Annotated in this window: 10 protein-coding genes and 3 pseudogenes; 5 read left to right on the top strand and 8 right to left on the bottom strand. The window is 66.3% G+C overall.

All coding sequences use genetic code 11. The features are described 5' to 3' along the window. Positions 1-98: 98 nt before the first annotated feature. Positions 99-1,355 carry a hypothetical protein gene (locus tag ACFE65_RS15925; protein WP_375383345.1) on the top strand — a complete coding sequence of 419 codons (1,257 nt, stop codon included), beginning with the start codon at positions 99-101 and terminating at the stop codon, positions 1,353-1,355. 545 nt (positions 1,356-1,900) lie between these two features. Here ACFE65_RS15925 and ACFE65_RS15920 read toward each other — a convergent pair. Next, a pseudogene (locus ACFE65_RS15920) lies at positions 1,901-2,833 on the bottom strand (IS5 family transposase). A 61-nt stretch (positions 2,834-2,894) separates the two neighbouring features. Here ACFE65_RS15920 and ACFE65_RS15915 point away from each other — a divergent pair. After that, positions 2,895-3,447 (top strand): annotated as a pseudogene (locus ACFE65_RS15915) (IS3 family transposase); the annotation flags it as partial. Positions 3,448-3,487: 40 nt separating this feature from the next. On the opposite strand, the gene ACFE65_RS15910 reads toward ACFE65_RS15915, so the two are convergent. From ACFE65_RS15910 to ACFE65_RS15880, 7 genes are all read right to left on the bottom strand, one after another. After that, positions 3,488-5,332: a phosphoenolpyruvate carboxykinase (GTP) gene (locus ACFE65_RS15910; protein WP_375383344.1), complete on the bottom strand. Its 1,845-nt coding sequence runs from the start codon at positions 5,330-5,332 to the stop codon at positions 3,488-3,490. Positions 5,333-5,348: 16 nt separating this feature from the next. Then, positions 5,349-7,364, bottom strand: coding sequence for a biotin carboxylase N-terminal domain-containing protein (locus ACFE65_RS15905; RefSeq protein ID WP_375383343.1), 2,016 nt, complete (start codon positions 7,362-7,364; stop codon positions 5,349-5,351). Positions 7,365-7,696: 332 nt separating this feature from the next. Beyond that, positions 7,697-8,710: a biotin synthase BioB gene (gene bioB / locus ACFE65_RS15900; protein ID WP_375383342.1), complete on the bottom strand. Its 1,014-nt coding sequence runs from the start codon at positions 8,708-8,710 to the stop codon at positions 7,697-7,699. 110 nt (positions 8,711-8,820) lie between these two features. Continuing rightward, the gene (locus ACFE65_RS15895; protein ID WP_375383341.1) at positions 8,821-9,180 is read right to left on the bottom strand and encodes a lysozyme inhibitor LprI family protein; all 360 of its coding nucleotides are present in this window, start codon (positions 9,178-9,180) and stop codon (positions 8,821-8,823) included. Continuing rightward, the gene (gene scpA / locus ACFE65_RS15890) at positions 9,177-11,423 is read right to left on the bottom strand and encodes a methylmalonyl-CoA mutase (protein WP_375383340.1); all 2,247 of its coding nucleotides are present in this window, start codon (positions 11,421-11,423) and stop codon (positions 9,177-9,179) included. The genes ACFE65_RS15895 and scpA overlap by 4 nt, the downstream gene beginning before the upstream one ends. Then, positions 11,404-11,856 (bottom strand): methylmalonyl-CoA epimerase, encoded by a 453-nt coding sequence (gene mce / locus ACFE65_RS15885; protein WP_375383339.1) that lies wholly within the window; start codon positions 11,854-11,856, stop codon positions 11,404-11,406. Before mce ends, scpA begins: the two co-directional genes overlap by 20 nt. Next, complete coding sequence (locus tag ACFE65_RS15880; RefSeq protein ID WP_375383338.1) at positions 11,837-13,363, bottom strand: acyl-CoA carboxylase subunit beta; 1,527 nt, start codon at positions 13,361-13,363, stop codon at positions 11,837-11,839. Before ACFE65_RS15880 ends, mce begins: the two co-directional genes overlap by 20 nt. A gap of 93 nt (positions 13,364-13,456) precedes the next feature. Between ACFE65_RS15880 and ACFE65_RS15875 the strand changes: the two genes are divergently transcribed. The 3 genes and pseudogenes from ACFE65_RS15875 to ACFE65_RS15865 form a co-directional block, all read left to right on the top strand. Then, positions 13,457-14,878 (top strand): short-chain fatty acyl-CoA regulator family protein, encoded by a 1,422-nt coding sequence (locus ACFE65_RS15875; RefSeq protein WP_375383346.1) that lies wholly within the window; start codon positions 13,457-13,459, stop codon positions 14,876-14,878. Between the two features lie 74 nt (positions 14,879-14,952). Next, on the top strand, positions 14,953-17,283 hold the full coding sequence (locus ACFE65_RS15870) for an enoyl-CoA hydratase-related protein (RefSeq protein WP_375383337.1): 2,331 nt from the start codon (positions 14,953-14,955) through the stop codon (positions 17,281-17,283). Positions 17,284-17,331: 48 nt separating this feature from the next. Then, positions 17,332-18,057, top strand: a pseudogene (locus ACFE65_RS15865) (NAD(P)H-dependent flavin oxidoreductase); the annotation flags it as partial. Positions 18,058-18,114: the final 57 nt, after the last annotated feature.

Genomic DNA, 18,114 nt, shown 5'->3' with positions numbered 1-18,114 from the left:
CATAACCCCTCTGAATCAGCGATCGCGCTCATCCGCAAGGGGGTGAGTAATTACCCGACTTCTTCTACGTCTGGCTGAAGCGCACAGCTGGCCTCGTCGTGCCGGAGCTGTTTACGCGACGTCTCGCCGACAAGGACGCCGAGGCAGTTGCCAACAAGGCGCACTTCAAAGGTCAGAAAGGCGCGGCGCGACTTGCGGATGATGACTACCGTATCAAGATGGAGGGCATATTCGCCGAATGCCGCCGCGTTCTGAAGGACGACGGCATTATGACCGTCATGTTCACGCACAAGGACACAGGTGCCTGGGACGCGCTGGCAATGTCGCTGATGGACGCCGGCTTCGTCATCACCGTGTCTTGGCCAGTCAACACCGAGGCGTCGGGATCGCTACACATCAAGGACAAGGCGGCGGCCAACTCGACCATCTTTCTTGTGTGCCGCCCGCGCGAAGAGAAGCAAGGCGACGCGGTCTACTGGGAGGACGTCGAGCCCGAGGTCGCGCAGGCGGTCAAGGCTCGCGTCGGCGAATACCAGGCGGCTGGCATCTCCGGCGTCGACCTATACCTGGCGAGCTTCGGTCCTGCCCTGGAGGCGTTCTCGCGCCACTGGCCGCTTACCCGTGGACGGCCAGCGACCGAGCCGAAGAAGAAGCGGCGCACGCAGGGGGACATGTTCGAGGAGTTCGACCCGTATGCCGTGCGCCCGGAGGACGCGCTCAACGCAGCCCGTCGCGAGGTGAAGGCCTGGCGCCTCGCACAGCTCGCATCCGCCAAGGCGCAGGCCGACATGGACGGACCCACCGCGTTCTACGTTCTGGCCTGGGACGCGTTCAAGGCTGTGAGCTTCCCCTACGACGAGGCGCTCCGGCTCGCGCGCGCCGTCGGCGTGGACCTCGAGGAGCAGGTGGTCGGCCGCCTCGCCGAGAAGAAGGGGTCCGAGATCAAGCTCTGGGACTCGGCCACTCCCCTCGCCCGTTCGCTGTCGCGCAAGCGGGTCCAGATCTGCGAGTTCCCCGACGGCCGCATCGAGATCCGCCACGGCGAGCGCGTCCTGCCCTACACGATATTCGACAAGATGCGGCAGGTGAACCAGGCGGCCATCGTCGAGAGCAAGCAGCTCGGCGGCGCCCTCGCCTTGGCCCAAGCCATTCAGGCCGTCACCCCTCACCATCGGCAACGCAATAACAACGAGCCGGCGCGCAGTTCGCGGTCAGTCGGCGTCTTTGCATCGAAGGCGACGGCAGCGGCCGAAAAGGTCGACGGCCGCAAACTATGTACGCCGAAACTCAAGCGCGGTCCTCGGCTCTCCAACGAGGAGCTGATCGCACGCGGCTTGGGCGAGTATGCCAAGTGAGGCTTACGTCCGCTGTCGCCCAATAGCGGATGTGAAACTCACAGGCGGGTCACACCCGATTGGTGTGCGAAATAGGCGCCGTATGCTCTGCCCTTCGCCGCCGCCGAGCTGGCGGGTTGGATAAGCATGCTTCAGCACGCCTTCGCTCGCCTAGCGATCGAGACCGATATTGGTGAGGACGAGATCGTGCGCAGGATCGACCATTTTGTGGTGCCAGCGTTCCTGCCCGGCCGCTATAGCCGCGCGTCTCGTCGCACGCGGCGAGAGGACCTGCTTGGATCGGATGGGTAGAAAAGCTCCGGCCGACAAGTCCTCCATCAGTCATTCGCGTACATTGGGACCGTCCGATCTAACGCCGTTAGGTATTATGATCTCGCAACCTGTGATGGAACAGGATGGGTGAGGGTGGAGTGGACGGTGCAACTACGCCGGCGATCGTCCCCGTTAGCGAGGTCGTTGACCGACCAGCGACGCTGTGCGGACGCTCTCGAGCGGCTTTGTAGCATGACCAGAGCGGGGCATGAGATTGCCTCTACTGTCGGGTTCTATGCAACGCGGACGGTATTCGGAGTTCCCATTTGCGAGAAGCGATTGAGGACTGCGGCACGGACTTTGAGCTCGGTGATCTGACGATCGAAGGTCCGGGACGCGACCCGCTCGCCGAGAAGCTAGAAGCAATGTATCTTCGTCTCGATCAGGCTGCGGCGATGGTAGCCGCTCCATTTTTTCCAGATCGTCCGACCAAGCCGCCTGATCGCGCGACGCATCTCGTCACGAGCATCGACGCCGGGGGCGCGCGATGTCCATGGCTGGCCATTGCGACGGACAGGAATGACTGCGTCGGCACCTCGTGCTGCAATCGCCGCGCGGCACTTCCTGGTGTCATAGGCACCGTCACCGCCGACGATGGCGATGCGCTCGTCCGTCGGGATCTGCGCCAGCAACTCCGGCAACGTCGCTGCGTCCCCTTGTCCGTTGGTGGTGACCTCGATCGCCCGGATCTCCAGTGTCTCAGCGTCGATCCCGAGGTGAACCTTGCGCCACTGACGACGGTAGGAAGCGCCGTGCTTGCGCGTCTTCCATTCGCCTTCGCCCATCATCTTGATCCCGGTGCTGTCGACCAGCAGGTGCAGGCCGCCTGCACTGGCGCGGCCACCCAGCGAGACCGCCAGGATCTTCTGACGCCGGTACAACGTCGTGTAGTCGGGTACCGGCCAATCCAGCTTCGCAAGTTTGAGCAGGCTCGCAACCAGCCCCGTCATTTGCCAAAGAGCAAGGCCGAACACCGCCTTGAGCGTGAGGCAGACCTCGATCGGATTGTCCGAAAATCGCATCGGTCGACCCGGACCACCACGCGCCGTCGACAGCCATTGCCTGCCCGGGTCGAGCCAGATCTCCAACGATCCGCGCCGCTTCAGCGCCACGTTATACTCGCTCCAGTCCGTCGTGCGACATTTCGGTGTGGCAGGCTTCGGCATACCCGCCGCCTACGCGCTATGGTTCCAGCACGGAACCCCCGTGGTGATTACGCAACAAAGCCGGTTCGAGTTCATTGCGAAGCACCGAGGGATCTGGCCCGTATCGTGGATCTGCGAAGCGCTCGGTGTTTCGCGTAGCGGCTTTCATGCCTGCCTGGTTCGGGCACCCAGTGCCCGTAGTGACGAGGAGTTCGGTGCCAAGGTCCGCGCCAGTTTCATCTCCAGCTATCGCGTGTACGGTGCACGCCGCGTCTGGCACGACCTTCTCGCCGAAGGCATACCATGTGGTCTGCATCGTATCGAACGGCTGATGCATGTGCATGGCCTAAAAGCCCGTCCTCGGTGTCGTGGGCTGCCGAAGGACGACGGCCTGCGGTCGGTCATCGCCGACAACGTCCTCGATCGTCAGTTCACGGCCGAAGGAGCGAACCAGAGGTGAATCGCAGACTTCACCTACATCTGGACCGCGGAAGGATGGCTGTACGTCGCTGTCGTCATCGACCTGTTCTTGCGCCAGATGGTCGGCTGGTCAATGAGCGACGCCATGACCGCAACTCGTCACCGACGCGCTGACAGTGGCGATCTGGCGGCGTGGAAAGCCCGATGCCCTGCTGGCATCGTTTTACTCTGGGTATCCTATCAACAGGCTTTAGCTTAAGCCAGCTCTTGGGATGTAGCAAACCCCGTTAGCCGGGCGTCGAGAGCTTCCTGCTCGCGCCACAGTGCGGGTGGTACGCGGTCGCCGAGCAGGCGCAGATCATCCGCGCTGGCGCGGGCCTCGGCGGCCCACACGGCCGGGTCAACCGTCAGGAGCTGGGCGAGCGAGTTGGCCGGCAGGTCCAGCCCGTTGACGTCGAGCGCGCCCGGCGCGGGAAGCCGGCCGATGGCGGTGTCCACCGACCCGGCGCTGCCCTCGCACCGCTCCACGATCCACTTGAGTACGCGCGCGTTGTCGCCATAGCCGGGCCACAGAAACTTGCCGTCGGCGCCCTTGCGGAACCAATTGACCAGGAAGATGCGGGGCAGCTGCTTGCCGTCCGATTGCGCGGCCGCGCCCAGCCGCACCCAATGCTCGAGGTAGTCGGCCATGTGGTAGCCGCAGAACGGCAGCATCGCGAACGGATCGCGGCGCAGCGCGCCAACCTTGCCCTCCGCCGCCGCCGTGCCCTCGGACGCGATGTTGGCGGCGATATAGACGCCGTGGTTCCAGTTGAACGCCTCCGTGACGAGCGGCACTGCGCTCGCGCGGCGGCCACCGAACAGGATCGCGCTGATCGGCACGCCTTCGGGCTGGTCCCACTCGGGCGCGATCGAGGGGCACTGGGCCGCCGGCACCGTGAAGCGCGCATTGGGGTGCGCGGCAGGCTTGCCGCTCGCCGGGTCGTGCGGTTGCCCGGTCCAGTCGGTCAGCCCCGCCGGCGGCGTGTCGGTCAGCCCCTCCCACCACACGTCGCCGTCCGCGGTCAGCGCGGTGTTGGTGTAGATCGCGTTGGCCGACAGCGTCTCGATCGCGTTGCGGTTGGTGGCGGGCGAGGTACCCGGCGCGACGCCGAAGAAGCCCGCCTCCGGGTTCACCGCGTACAGCCGGCCGTCCTTGCCGAACCGCATCCAGGCGATGTCGTCGCCCACCGTCTCCGCGCGCCAGCCCGGGATTGTCGGCTCCAGCATCGCCATGTTGGTCTTGCCGCACGCCGACGGGAAGGCGGCCGCGACGAAGTGCGTCGCGCCCTCCGGCGACGTCAGCTTCAGGATCAGCATGTGTTCGGCGAGCCAGCCCTCGTCGCGCGCCATCACGCTCGCGATCCTGAGCGCGAAGCATTTCTTGCCGAGCAGCGCGTTGCCGCCATAGCCCGATCCGTACGACCAGATCTCGCGCGTCTCGGGATAGTGGACGATCCACTTCTCCTCGTTGCACGGCCATGCGACATCCGCCTGACCTTGCGCCAGCGGCATCCCGACCGAATGGACGCAGCGCACGAAGAACCCGTCCTCGCCCAGCATGTCGAGCGCCGCCGTGCCCATCCGCGTCATGATCTTCATCGACAGCACGACATAAGGGCTGTCGGTCAGCTCGACGCCGATCGCCGACTTGTCGGACCCGATCGGGCCCATGCAATAGGGCACGACGTACATCGTGCGTCCGGCCATGCAGCCGGCGAACAGCCCGGCCATCGTCTCGCGCGTCTCGGCAGGATCGCGCCAGTTGTTGGTGGGGCCGGCGTCCTTCTCCGCCTCCGAGCAGATGAAGGTTCGGCTCTCGACGCGCGCCACGTCCTTGGGGTCGGATCGTGCGTAGAAGCTGTTGGGCCGTTTGGCGGGATCGAGCGCGACCAGCGTGCCCGCCGCGACGAGATCCGCCGACACGCGATCCCACTCCGCATCCGATCCGTCGCACCACACGACCGCCTCGGGCCGGGTCAGCGCGGCGATCTCGTCCACCCATGCGAGCAGCGCCTCATGGCGCGCAGGAACCGTCTTATTTGCTGTTAGTCCGATCATTGTGTCCTCTTCGTGATCATCCGAGTTCCAGGATCACCTGATCCACCGCCAAGCTGTCCCCCGCCTTGGCCGACAGCTCCTTCACCACGCCCGTCTTCCCGGCGCGCAGGATGTTCTCCATCTTCATCGCCTCGACGACGGCAAGCGGCTGACCCGCCTCCACCCTCTCGCCCGCCGCGACGTCCAGCCTCACGAGCAGCCCCGGCATCGGCGCGAGCAGGAAACGCGACAGGTCGGGCGGCACTTTCTCGATCAGGTAACGCGCGAGGGGCGCGACATGCGCGGGCAGCACGCGCGCCGCGTGGATCGCGCCGCGCGCGGTCAGACGGAAGCCGGTGCGCATGCGGCGCAGCTGGACCGTCAGCGGGCCGGCGTCCGTATCGACCTCCACCAGTCGATTGCCGGGCGTGTACTCTGCCGAGAACGCCAGCTCCTCGCCGTCGACCGCGATGCCGTCCACCGCGATCTGCACCGCATGGTCGACGCCCGCGATCCGCACGACCCACTCCGCGGGCGGGTTGAGCCGCCGCCCGAGCTGGCCGTCGGTCCGCCGCGCGCGATCCGCCTCCGCGGTGGCGCAGAAGGCGGCGGTGGCGGCGAGCGTGCGGATGAGGTCCGGCGCGGCCGGCGCGCCGTGGAAGCCGTCGGGATATTCCTCGGCGATGAACCCCGTCGTCAGCGCGCCCTCGCGGAACCGCGGGTGCTGCATCAGCGCGGAGAGGAAGTCGATGTTGTTGCCCACCCCCTCGATCGCGAACGCGTCCAGCGCCTGCACCTGCAGGTCCGCCGCCGCGTCGCGGGTGGGCGCCCAGGTGACCAGCTTGGCGATCATGGGGTCGTAGAAGATCGACACCTCCCCGCCCTCCGCGACGCCGTCGTCGACGCGGACGTACGAGGTGTCCGTTCCGATCAACGGCTTCTGATGCGCCTGGGCTTCCGGCGGCGCATAGCGCACCAGTCGCCCCGTGCTGGGCAGGAATCCGCGATACGGATCCTCTGCGTACACCCGGTTCTCGATCGCCCAGCCGTCCAGCCGCACGTCGTCCTGCCCGAACCCCAGCTTCTCGCCCGCCGCGACGCGGATCATCTGCTCGACCAGGTCGAGCCCGGTGATCGCCTCCGTCACCGGATGCTCCACCTGCAGCCTGGTATTCATCTCGAGGAAGTAGAAGCCCTGCCCGGTCGTATCCGCACCCGACACGATCAGCTCGACCGTGCCCGCCGAGTAGTACCCCACCGCCTTGGCGAGCGCGACCGCCTGCTCGCCCATCGCGCGGCGCATGTCGGGCGTGACGAAGGGGGACGGTGCCTCCTCCACCACCTTCTGGTGGCGGCGCTGGATCGAGCATTCGCGCTCGCCGAGGTACAGGACGCTACCATGCTGGTCGCCGAGCAGCTGGATCTCGATGTGGCGCGGGCTTTCGATGAATTTCTCGATGAAGACGCGGTCGTCGCCGAAAGACGCCAGCCCCTCGCGCTTGGTCGCCTCGAACCCCTCGCGCACGTCCTGCTCGCTCCACGCGAGCCGCATCCCCTTGCCGCCGCCGCCGGCCGACGCCTTCATCATCACCGGATAGCCGATTTCGGACGCGATCCGCACGGCGTGCTCGGTGCCGTCGATCTCGCCCAGGAAGCCCGGTACGACGTTGACGCCCGCCGCCTTGGCGAGCTTCTTCGACTCGATCTTGTCCCCCATCGCCGCGATCGCGTTGGGCGGCGGGCCGACGAAGGCGATGCCGGCGTCGGCGCAGGCGCGCGCAAAGCTCTCGCGCTCGGACAGGAAGCCGTAGCCCGGGTGGATGCAGTCCGCGCCGGTCTCTTTGGCGGCGAGCAGGATCAGCTCGGGCTTGAGATAGCTTTCCGCCGCCGGCGCCGGGCCGAGGCGAACGGACTCGTCGGCCATCAGCACGTGCGGCGCGCGCGCGTCGGCGTCCGAATAGACCGCGACGGTCTTCAGCCCCATGCGCTTGGCGGTGCGGAACACCCGGCACGCGATCTCGCCGCGATTGGCGACCAGGATTTTCTTGAACACTATTTAACCCCCGATAGTTTCGCCCGCCAGAACCGTAACGCCAGCGAAGCATACACCAGCGCCGTCGCAACGACGGTTCCGAAGCTGATCGGCGCTTCGCAGTCGATCGCAAGACGAGTGGAACGGCTGCACAAGCCGATTGGAACGGTCGGCATCAATACACACGCCAATGCCCAGAATGCTGCACTGAGAGCAACGAACAAGACCAGCTTCTGCTCGCTTCGTCTCACCCTATCGACTCCTACACTGGCCTTTCGCCCCACCCTTCGTCACCCCGGCCTTAAATCGGCGTCCCGCTTCTCCGAATGCTGCCGAGGAAGCGGGATGCCGGATCAAGCCCGGCATGACGACATGGCGGAGGTGGAAGACCGCGTTGGCTCTTCCCCCACCATCGGCCGCACGCCCAGCTTCGCGAACAGCGCCGCGTCCTTGCCGTCGCCCGCGTTGGCGGCGGTCAGCAGTTTGTCGCCGGTGAAGATCGAGTTCGCGCCCGCCAGGAAGCACAGCGCCTGCGTCGCCTCGCTCATCGACTCGCGCCCGGCGCTCAGCCGCACCATGCTCAGCGGCATCGTGATCCGCGCGACCGCCACCGTGCGGACGAACTCGATGTCATCAATCTTGGCCAGAGGCGTATCCGCCAGCATGTCCCCCAGCACCGTCCCGGGCACCGGCACCAGCGCGTTGACCGGCACGCTCTCGGGATGGCGCGGCAGCGTCGCGAGCGCGTGGACGAAGCCGACGCGGTCCTCCCGCGTCTCGCCCATACCGACGATCCCGCCGCAACAGACATTGATCCCCGCCGCGCGCACCGTCGCCAGCGTATCGAGCCGGTCCTCGAAGGTGCGCGTCGTGATGACGTCGCCGTACCGCTCGGGCGAGGTATCGATGTTGTGGTTGTAATAATCGAGGCCGGCATCCGCGAGCCGCTCCGCCTGGTGTGGCGCCAGCATGCCGAGCGTCATGCACGTCTCCAGCCCCATGGCGCGCACGCCCTCGACCATCGCGACCACCGCGTCCATGTCGCGGTCCTTGGGGTTGCGCCACGCCGCGCCCATGCAGAACCGCTGCGAGCCGGCGTCCTTCGCCTGCGCCGCCGCCTGCAGCACCTGGCGCACGTCCATCAGCTTGGTCGCCGCCACGCCGCTGTCGGCCGATGCAGACTGCGAGCAGTAGCCGCAATCCTCCGGGCAGCCGCCGGTCTTGATCGACAGCAGCGTGCACAGCTGCACCTCGCCCGCGCGGTGATGCGTGCAATGCACTTCAGCGGCGCGAAAGACGAGTTCGGTGAACGGCAGGTCGAACAGGTAGGCGATCTCCGCGCGTGTCCAGTCAGTGCGCCCCTCCACGCCGTCATTCCAGCCTTGAGCCGGCGCCCAGGGTTCCGCACGAACATCATCGGGCTGTTGCGGTTCAGCGGTGGAATCCGGCACGAGGCCGGGGTGACGCATAGTAACGGTCATTTCGGTATCGCCATTTGTCGTAGCTGCGCGGTGCGGGCGCGGGTCAGTCGGCCGAGGCACTGGCTCTGCGCCATCCCCTGCGCCAATCCGCCGCGAAACTCGTAACCCTCCACGATGCATTCGGCATCGCGGAATTGTAGCCACGCGCGCTGGCTGGCGAGCAGCGCCGCCTGGTAGCTGGGGCCGGCCTTCGCGTCGGGCGCGTGGAGGCCGTCCATCCCCGTCATCCGGGCCAGCGTCGCGCGGTACTGGACGTTCATCGCGGCGTCGGCGGCGCGATAATCGGTGCCGGCCTGCTGGTTCAGGTCCGCCTGCGTCTGCAGCGCGACGGTCAGTGCGAGCGTGATCAGGATCATGGGTATTCCGATAATTCCGCCGCTTCGGCGCGGTCGTCCTGAGCCGGCGGCATGTTGTGGCCCAGCAGGCGCAACACCTCCTCCGCCGCCTGGATCAGATTGGTGCCTGGGCCAAAGATCGCCTGCACGCCGGCGTCGCGCAGCGTCTGATAGTCCTGCGCCGGGATCACGCCGCCGGCGATCACCTTGATGTCCGCGCGGCCGGCGTCGTGCAGGTGGCCGATCAGCTCGGGAATCAGCGTCTTGTGTCCGGCCGCCAGCGACGAGGCACCGACGATGTCGACGTTCTTCGCCAGCGCCAGCGCCGCAGCCTCGTCCGGCGTCTGGAACAGCGGCCCCGGCACGATCTCGAAGCCCAGATCGCCGAACATGCTGCTGACGAGATTGGCACCGCGATCATGCCCGTCCTGCCCCATCTTGGCGACCAGCATCCGGGGCTTGCGACCCAGCCGCAGCTCCGTCGAGGCGACGCCATCCTCCAGCCGCGCCCAGGCCGCGTCGCCGTCATACGCGCCGCCATAGACGCCGCTGACCGGCGTCGGCTGCGTGCCATAGCGGCCGAACACATCCTCCATCGCGGCGGATATCTCGCCCAACGTCGCACGCGCACGGGCACACTCGACAGCGAGGGCGAGCAGATTGCCAGTTCCCCGCGCGCCGTCGCGCACCGCATCCAGTGCGGCGCGGCAGGCCGTCTCGTCCCGCCCAGCCTTCAACCGCGCGATCCGTGCCACCTGTGCCTCGCGCACCGCGACGTTGTCGACGTCGAGGATCTCGATCGGGTCCTCGCCTTCCTTGCGGTAGCGATTGACGCCGACGATCACGTCCTCTCCGCGATCGACGCGCGCGGCCCGCGCGGCGGCGGCTTCCTCGATCATCGCCTTGGGCCAGCCCGCCGCGACCGCCTTGGCCATGCCGCCTTCCGACTGGATGCGCTCGATCAGCTCCCAAGAGGCGTCGACGAGTTGCTGCGTTAGGCTCTCGACGTAATAGCTGCCGCCCAGCGGATCGACGACCTTCGTCATCCCGGTCTCTTCCTGGATCACGATCTGCGTGTTGCGCGCGATGCGGGCGGAAAAGTCGGTCGGCAGCGCGATCGCCTCGTCGAGCGCGTTGGTGTGGAGCGACTGCGTCCCGCCCAGCATCGCCGCCATCGCCTCGATCGTCGTGCGCATCACGTTGTTGTACGGGTCCTGCTCGGTCAGGCTGACGCCGCTCGTCTGGCAATGCGTGCGCAGCATCTTCGACCGCTCGTCCTTCGCACCCAACTGCGTCATCGCGCGATGCCACAGCACGCGCGCGGCGCGCAGCTTCGCGATCTCCATGAAGAAGTTCATACCGATCGCGAAGAAGAAGCTGAGCCGCCCGGCGAACTTGTCGATGTCCAGCCCCGACGCGACCCCGTATTTGACGTATTCCATGCCATCGGCGATCGTGAAGGCAAGCTCGTGGAGCTGCGTCGCTCCCGCCTCCTGCATGTGATAGCCGCTGATAGAGATACTGTTGAACCTCGGCATCTCTCGCGATGTATAGCCGAAGATGTCCGAGATGATCCGCATCGATGGCTCGGGCGGGTAGATGTACGTGTTGCGGACCATGAACTCCTTGAGGATGTCGTTCTGGATCGTCCCGTCGAGCTTGTCGCGGGGCACGCCCTGTTCCTCGCCCGCGACGATGAAGAACGCCAGGATCGGGATCACCGCGCCGTTCATCGTCATCGACACGCTCATCTGGTCGAGCGGTATGCCGTCGAAAAGGATCTTCATGTCCTCTACGCTGTCGATCGCGACACCGGCCTTGCCCACGTCGCCTGTCACGCGCGGATGGTCGCTGTCGTAGCCGCGATGCGTCGCGAGGTCGAACGCGACGCTCAGTCCCTTTTGCCCTGCCGCCAGGTTGCGGCGATAGAAGGCGTTGGATGCCTCGGCGGTGGAGAAGCCCGCATACTGACGGATCGTCCACGCCCGCCCGGCATACATCGACGCCCGCACGCCGCGCGTGAACGGCGCGAAGCCCGGCAGGCCGGGACCCACGGGAGCGTCGGCAGCGGTGTAGAGCGGCTTGACCGCGATCCCTTCCGGCGTGTGCCACGTCAGGTCCGCACCCTTCACCTCGCGCGCGGCGGCCGCCTCCCATTTGGCGAGCGTCGGATGCGAGGACGGCTCGGGCTGCGGCGGCGCGGGTGGCGCGGTGCCCGCGTCCTCGCCGGTGTTACGCTCGATGTCAGGCGGGAGCGTGGCCAACGGGAGCCTCCATCAGTTCGACGAGCAGCCCGCCCATGTCGCGCGGGTCGACGAACACGGTCGGCGTCCCGGGCGCGCCGGTCCGCGGCTCGCCCAGCACGGTCGCCCCCTTCGCCTTGAGGTCGGCGACCGCGGCGTGAACATCAGGTACCTCGAAACACACATGATGCTGTCCGCCGGCCGGATTCCTGCGCAGGAAACCCGCGATCGGTGACGCATCGTCCAGCGGCTCGATCAGCTCGATCTGAGTGTTGGGCGCATCGACGAAGCAGACACGCACCCCCTGCGCGGGCACGTCGAACGGCTCGCCTATCGCGGTCGCGCCGAGCAGAGTGCGATATGTCGCAACCGATCGCGCGATCGACGGCGTCGCGATGCCGACATGGTTAAGGCGGCCAAGCGTCCCGGCAGTTTCAGAGCGGAATGTTGTCATGCTTCTTCCACGGGTTCTCCAGCGCCTTGCCGCGCAGCTTGCGCAGCCCCAGCGCGATGCGGCGGCGGGTCGAGTGCGGCTGGATCACCTCGTCGATGAAGCCCTTGCTCGCCGCGACGAACGGGTTGGCGAAGCGCGCCTCGTATTCGGCGGTGCGCTCGGCGATCTCTTGCGGCGTGCGGCCGCGGAAGATGATCTCGACCGCTCCTTTCGCGCCCATCACCGCGATCTCGGCGGTCGGCCAGGCATAGTTCAGGTCGCCGCGCAGATGCTTGGAGGCCATCACGTCGTATGCGCCGCCATAAGCCTTGCGCGTGATGACGGTGATCTTGGGCACCGTCGCCTCGGCATAGGCGAACAACAGTTTCGCGCCATGCTTGATGATGCCGTTATGCTCTTGGCTCGTGCCGGGCAGGAAGCCGGGGACATCGACGAACGTCACGATCGGCACGTCGAACGCGTCGCAGAAGCGCACGAACCGCGCCGCCTTCTTCGACGAGTTGATGTCGAGCACGCCCGCCAGCACCGTCGGCTGGTTGGCGACGAAGCCCACCGTGCGGCCCTCGATCCGGCCGAAGCCCGTCAGGATGTTGCCGGCGTGCGCGGGCTGCACCTCAAAGAAATCGCCTTCGTCCACCACCTTCGCGATCAGCTCGTGCATGTCGTACGGCTGGTTGGCGTTGGCGGGGATCAGCGTGTCGAGGCTGGGCTCGAGCCGGTCCCACGGATCGTCGGTCGGCCGCTCGGGCACGCTCTCGCGGTTGGAGGCGGGCAGGAAATCGATGAAGTCGCGCGCGGCGAGCAGCGCCTCGACGTCGTTCTCGAACGCGTTGTCGGCGACGCTGGTCTTGGTGGTGTGCGTCACCGCGCCGCCCAGCGCCTCCTGCGTCACGACCTCGTTGGTGACCGTCTTCACCACGTCCGGCCCGGTGACGAACATGTAGCTCGAATCCTTCACCATGAAGATGAAGTCGGTCATCGCCGGCGAATACACCGCCCCGCCCGCGCACGGTCCCATGATGAGAGACAGCTGCGGCACCACGCCCGACGCCAGCACGTTACGCTGGAACACCTCGGCATAGCCGCCCAGCGACGCGACCCCCTCCTGGATGCGCGCGCCGCCCGAATCGTTCAGGCCGATAACGGGCGCGCCGACCTTCATCGCCATGTCCATGATCTTGCAGATCTTGGCCGCGTGTCGTTCGGAAAGCGATCCGCCGAAGACGGTGAAATCTTGGGAGAACACGAACACCAGCCGGCCGTTGATCGTGCCCGATCCGGTCACCACGCCGTCACCCGGGAAGCGCTGCTCCGCCATGCCGAAATCGACCGCATTGTGCTCGACGAACATGTCGAGCTCCTCGAACGACCCCTCGTCGAGCAGCACGTCCAGCCGCTCGCGCGCGGTCAGCTTGCCCTTGGCGTGCTGCGCGGCGACGCGTTTCTCGCCGCCGCCGGCGCGGGCGGCCTCGCGGCGGCGGTCCAGTTCGGCGACGGTGGACGACATGGTTCTCTCGATCCTTCTCTCGGACGACGTTGCGAAGAAGACCGGACTGATGCAAATGTGATATTGCAAACCCCTTGCAAAGTGTTCACAACAATGCGGACCGCACTCTCCCGGCAAACTTTCGGCGGAGCCCGTCTTCGACGGCTACGATTGCAACGCCAGTTCAGCCAACGGCGCATGGCATCGCTGCTCGGCATCTCGGTCAGCTACCTGTCGCAGATTGAAAGCGACGACCGTCCAATCACGACGTCCGTTTTGGATGCGCTTGCCCGCGAAATGCCGGGTGAATGGGCGCTCGTGGATACGGATGGCGATGCTACGACGCTGGTTCGAGCCACTCAGGCCGCGACCGATCCCGGTGTCGCCGATCCGCTGTCGAGTGGCGCTGCCACTCAACGCCTGCTCAGCCGACACCCGACCATCGCGCGTCGCCTCATTGCGCTGCACGAGTCGATAGCCGCCGAGCAGGGCCAATTGCGAGCGCTAGACGATCGCATAGACAGAGATGGGGGTGACCGTCGACGTCTGCCGTGGGAGGAAGTTCGCGACTGGTTTCACGACCATTCCAACTACGTCGACGCGATCGACCGTGCTGCGGAAAAGGTTTCCGAGACACTGGAAGCGGGAACGCCACTGGACACGCTCGCCAGGCGATTGCGCGATCGGTTCGGTGTTACAATCGTGGCGGCGGACGCGCCCAGTAAGATACTCCGCGAATTCAATGCCGCGACGCGGAACCTGAGCATTGATCCGTCGCAGCCTCCGGAGACCACCGCCTTTTCGCTGGCGCATCTGCTCGCACGGCTGGAATTTCCGGACATCGCCGAGAAGATCGCGAGGCTAGGCGTGGGCTCGGACGCGGCGCGCCGTTTGCTCCTCGCCGGGCTAGCGAACTATGCGGCCGGCGCGCTACTGATGCCATACCATCGGTTTCATGCCGCCGCGGGCGAAACCCGGCACGACATCGATCGCCTTCGGCAGCGCTTCGGCACAAGTTTCGAGCAGACGTGCCATCGTCTCTCGACCTTGCAGCGTCCCGGCGCGCAGGGCGTTCCCTTTTTCTTCTTCCGAATCGACATGGCGGGTAACATCACGAAACGACATTCCGCGACACGGCTCCAATTCGCGCAGTTTGGCGGCGGATGTCCCCTTTGGGTGGTCCACGAGGCTGTGGCGATCCCCGACCGTATTCTTGTTCAGCTTGCGGAGACCCCGGATCGGGTCCGCTATATCTCGATGGCTAAGGGGCTTGTTAAAAGCTCCGGCAGCTATGCTCGGCCGCCGCGCCGATATGCCGTGGCGCTCGGCTGTGAGGTGGAGCATGCGACTGACTTCATCTACGCCGACGGGCTGCAAGTCGACGGCACGGCGACACCAATCGGCATCTCCTGCCGAATCTGCCCTCGAAATGAATGTGAGCAGCGCGCCTTTCCACCGGCCGGGAGCGAGATTCATCTCGATCCCGACAGACGCGGCGCAGTTCCGTACCAGTTCGCCAACTTCATGAAAAAATAAAACTAACGCCATTAGGTATTGCATTCGATTGGCGCTCCTGTTTTGCAAATACTAATTAGACGGGAGAGGTGGGGATGGATCCGGCAACGACCCCGGTCATCGTCGCAGTCGGCGAATATGCGGATCGGCCGAATACGCCGGAGCAGGCCCTTGAGCCGGTCGACCTGATGGTGAAAGCCCTTCAGGCCTGCGACCTCGATGCTGGCGCAGCGCTGTTGCAACAGGTGACCAGCCTCAACCTCATTGGCCTCGTGAGTTGGCGATATCGCGACCCTGTGACGCTGCTGTGCGAGCGGCTCGGCATCGGGCCGACGGAGACAAGCAACGCCAGCATGGGCGGCGAGACGCCGGTCCGCCTGATCCACGAAGCCGCGCTGCGAATCGCGAAAGGAGAGCCGCTCGTAGTGGCGATCGCCGGGGGCGAGGCGAGCCATGCCCGCGGTCAGGCCCGCAAGGCGCGTGCGACGCTGCCGTGGACGCCGGCCGCCCCGCGTGAGGAGACGGTGCGCTTCCCGTCGAGCCGCTTCGCCATGAGCCCGGTCGCGGTCGCGGTCGCGGTCGCGCTCGGGATCACCGATCCCCCGCAGATCTATCCGTTGTACGAAGTCGCGACCCAGGCCGCCTGGGGCGAAACGCCGGCGCAAGGCCGGACGGCCGACGCGCGACTGTGGTCTCGTTTCGCCGCCATCGCCGCGGAGAACCCATCTGCCTGGATCCAGACCGCACCCGATGCCGACACCATCGCAGCGGTCGGGCCGGACAACCGGATGATCGCCTGGCCCTATCCCAAGCTGATGGTCGCCAACCCGTCGGTGAACCAGTCGGCCGCGATCATCGTCACCAGCCTCGAGCGAGCGCGCGCGATGGAAGTGGCCGAGGAAAAGCTGATCCACATCTGGGGCGGCGCCCACGCGGTGGAGCCCGAGGACTATCTGCAGCGCGACCGCTACGATCGATCGGCTGCACAGGAGGCGGTGCTCGGCGAGGCAGTGGCGGTCGCCGGCGGCGATCCACGCCGGTTCGACCGGATGGAGCTGTACAGCTGCTTCCCGGTGGTGCCGCGGATGGCGATGCGCGTACTGGGCCTCGACGAGACAACGGCCGTGCCGACCGTCACGGGTGGGCTCACCTTCTTCGGCGGCCCGCTCAACAACTACATGAGCCATGCGGTCGCGGCGATGGTCAGGACGTTGCGCGCCCACCCCGACGAAGTCGGCCTGCTTTACGGTCAGGGCGGCTACGTCAACAAGCATCAGACGCTCGTCGTCAGCACCGTGGCACCACCTGCGTCCATGTCGCTCGATCCGTCGGTGCAATCGCACGCCGACGCAGCGCGCGAGGTAATTCCGCCGCTTGCTGAGAACTACGCCGGCCCTGCCACGATCGAGACCTATACGGTCACCTATGCTCGGGATGGAGAGCCGTTGCAGGGTGTCGTGATCGCGCGCACGCCTGCGGACGAGCGTGTAATGGCCCGCATTCCCGCCAGTGACCACGAAGGCATCGCGCTTCTCACCTCGCTCGATCGCAGCGCCGTTGGTGTCTGCGGGCACGTTCGCACCGACGTGTTTGGTAAACCGGTCTGGAGCATTGCCGAAAGGATAGCGGCCAAGCCCCTCCGCTTCGCGCGCGTCGAGCGCGAAGGACCGCTGACGATCGTCACCATCGATCGCCCGGAGGCGATGAACGCACTTCATCCCGACGCCAATGCCGAACTCGCCACCATATTCGACGCGTTCGCCGTCGATCCCGATCAGTGGGTCGCGATCCTGACCGGAGCGGGCGATCGGGCTTTCTCGGCGGGCAACGACCTGAAGGAGACGGCGCGGCGAATGGCCCGAGGCGAGCCGATCGAGACGCCGACCACCGGCTTTGCCGGGCTTACCGCACGGTTCGACCTCGACAAGCCGGTCATCGCGGCGGTGAACGGTGTCGCGATGGGCGGTGGGTTCGAGATAGCGCTGGCCTGCGACCTGATCGTCGCGGCCGAGCATGCCGTGTTTGCATTGCCCGAGCCGCGCGTCGGGCTGGCCGCGCTAGCCGGCGGGCTTCACCGGTTGCCACGCCAGATCGGGCTGAAGCGCGCGATGGGCATGATCCTCACGGGTCGCCGGGTGGATGCGCAGGAAGGACGCGAGCTGGGGTTCGTGCATTCGGTCGTTCCGCAGGCCGACCTGATGGCTGCGGCGCGCGCGCTCGCGGCCACGATGCTCGAATTGTCGCCGATGTCGCTACGCGCCTCCAAGCAAGTCGTGCGTCATGGCCTCGACCAGCCTGACCTTGCGACCGCGTATCGCGAACAGGACCGGCTGCCCGCGATCAAGGCACTGTTCCGGTCGAAGGACAGCCGCGAAGGGCCGCTCGCCTTCGCCCAGAAACGTCCGCCGCGCTGGACCGGCCGCTGAAGCCAAACGGCCGCGCCGGCCTCATACCATCAAGAAGGAGAGACGCCGATGATACGCACCCGCTTCACCGAGATGTTCGGGGTAGAGCACCCGATCGCGCAGGGCGGGATGCAATGGGTCGGCACAGCCGAGCTCGTCGCCGCGGTCGCCGACGCCGGAGCACTGGGGTTCCTCACCGCCTTAACCCAGCCGACGCCCGAGGCCCTCGCGCAGGAAATCGTGCGCTGCCGGTCGATGACCGACAAGCCGTTCGGCGTGAACCTGACGATCCTGCCGTCGATCAACGCGCCACCCTATGCCGAATATCGCCAGGCGATTATCGAATCGGGGGTGAAGGCGGTCGAGACGGCGGGATATCGCCCGCAGGAACATGTGGAGGCGTTCAAGACGCACGGCATCAAGGTAATCCATAAATGTACCGCGGTCCGTCACGCGCTGTCCGCGCAGAGGATGGGTGTGGATGCCATTTCGATCGACGGTTTCGAGTGCGCTGGCCATCCGGGCGAGGATGACATCCCCGGCCTGGTCCTGATTCCCGCCGCCGCCGACAAGATCACGGTGCCGATGCTCGCCAGCGGCGGGTTCGGCGACGGGCGGGGACTGGTCGCGGCGCTCGCGCTGGGTGCCGACGGCATCAACATGGGGACGCGCTTCTGCGCGACCGTCGAGGCGCCGATCCACGACGGGATCAAGCAGGCGCTGGTCGCCAATGACGAGCGCGCGACCGAACTGATGTTCCGCAGCTATCGCAACACAGCACGCGTCGCGAAGAACATGAGGGCGAGGCGCTGATCCCACGCTAAACAACGCTAAGGGAGAACGGGCGGCGAA

Source organism: uncultured Sphingomonas sp., assembly GCF_964237335.1.
Lineage (GTDB): Bacteria > Pseudomonadota > Alphaproteobacteria > Sphingomonadales > Sphingomonadaceae > Sphingomonas.
The sequence above is the reverse complement of the archived record's forward strand: the minus strand, read 5'-3'. Positions and strand labels throughout refer to the sequence as shown.

What these genes read in the sequence shown, in the direction of transcription:
- ACFE65_RS15910 (WP_375383344.1), bottom strand. Translation starts at nt 5,332, where the DNA reads ATGATCGGACTAACAGCAAATAAGACGGTTCCTGCGCGCCATGAGGCG.
- ACFE65_RS15895 (WP_375383341.1), bottom strand. Translation starts at nt 9,180, where the DNA reads ATGATCCTGATCACGCTCGCACTGACCGTCGCGCTGCAGACGCAGGCG.
- mce (WP_375383339.1), bottom strand. Translation starts at nt 11,856, where the DNA reads ATGACAACATTCCGCTCTGAAACTGCCGGGACGCTTGGCCGCCTTAAC.
- ACFE65_RS15880 (WP_375383338.1), bottom strand. Translation starts at nt 13,363, where the DNA reads ATGTCGTCCACCGTCGCCGAACTGGACCGCCGCCGCGAGGCCGCCCGC.
- ACFE65_RS15875 (WP_375383346.1), top strand. Translation starts at nt 13,457, where the DNA reads ATGCGGACCGCACTCTCCCGGCAAACTTTCGGCGGAGCCCGTCTTCGA.
- ACFE65_RS15870 (WP_375383337.1), top strand. Translation starts at nt 14,953, where the DNA reads ATGGATCCGGCAACGACCCCGGTCATCGTCGCAGTCGGCGAATATGCG.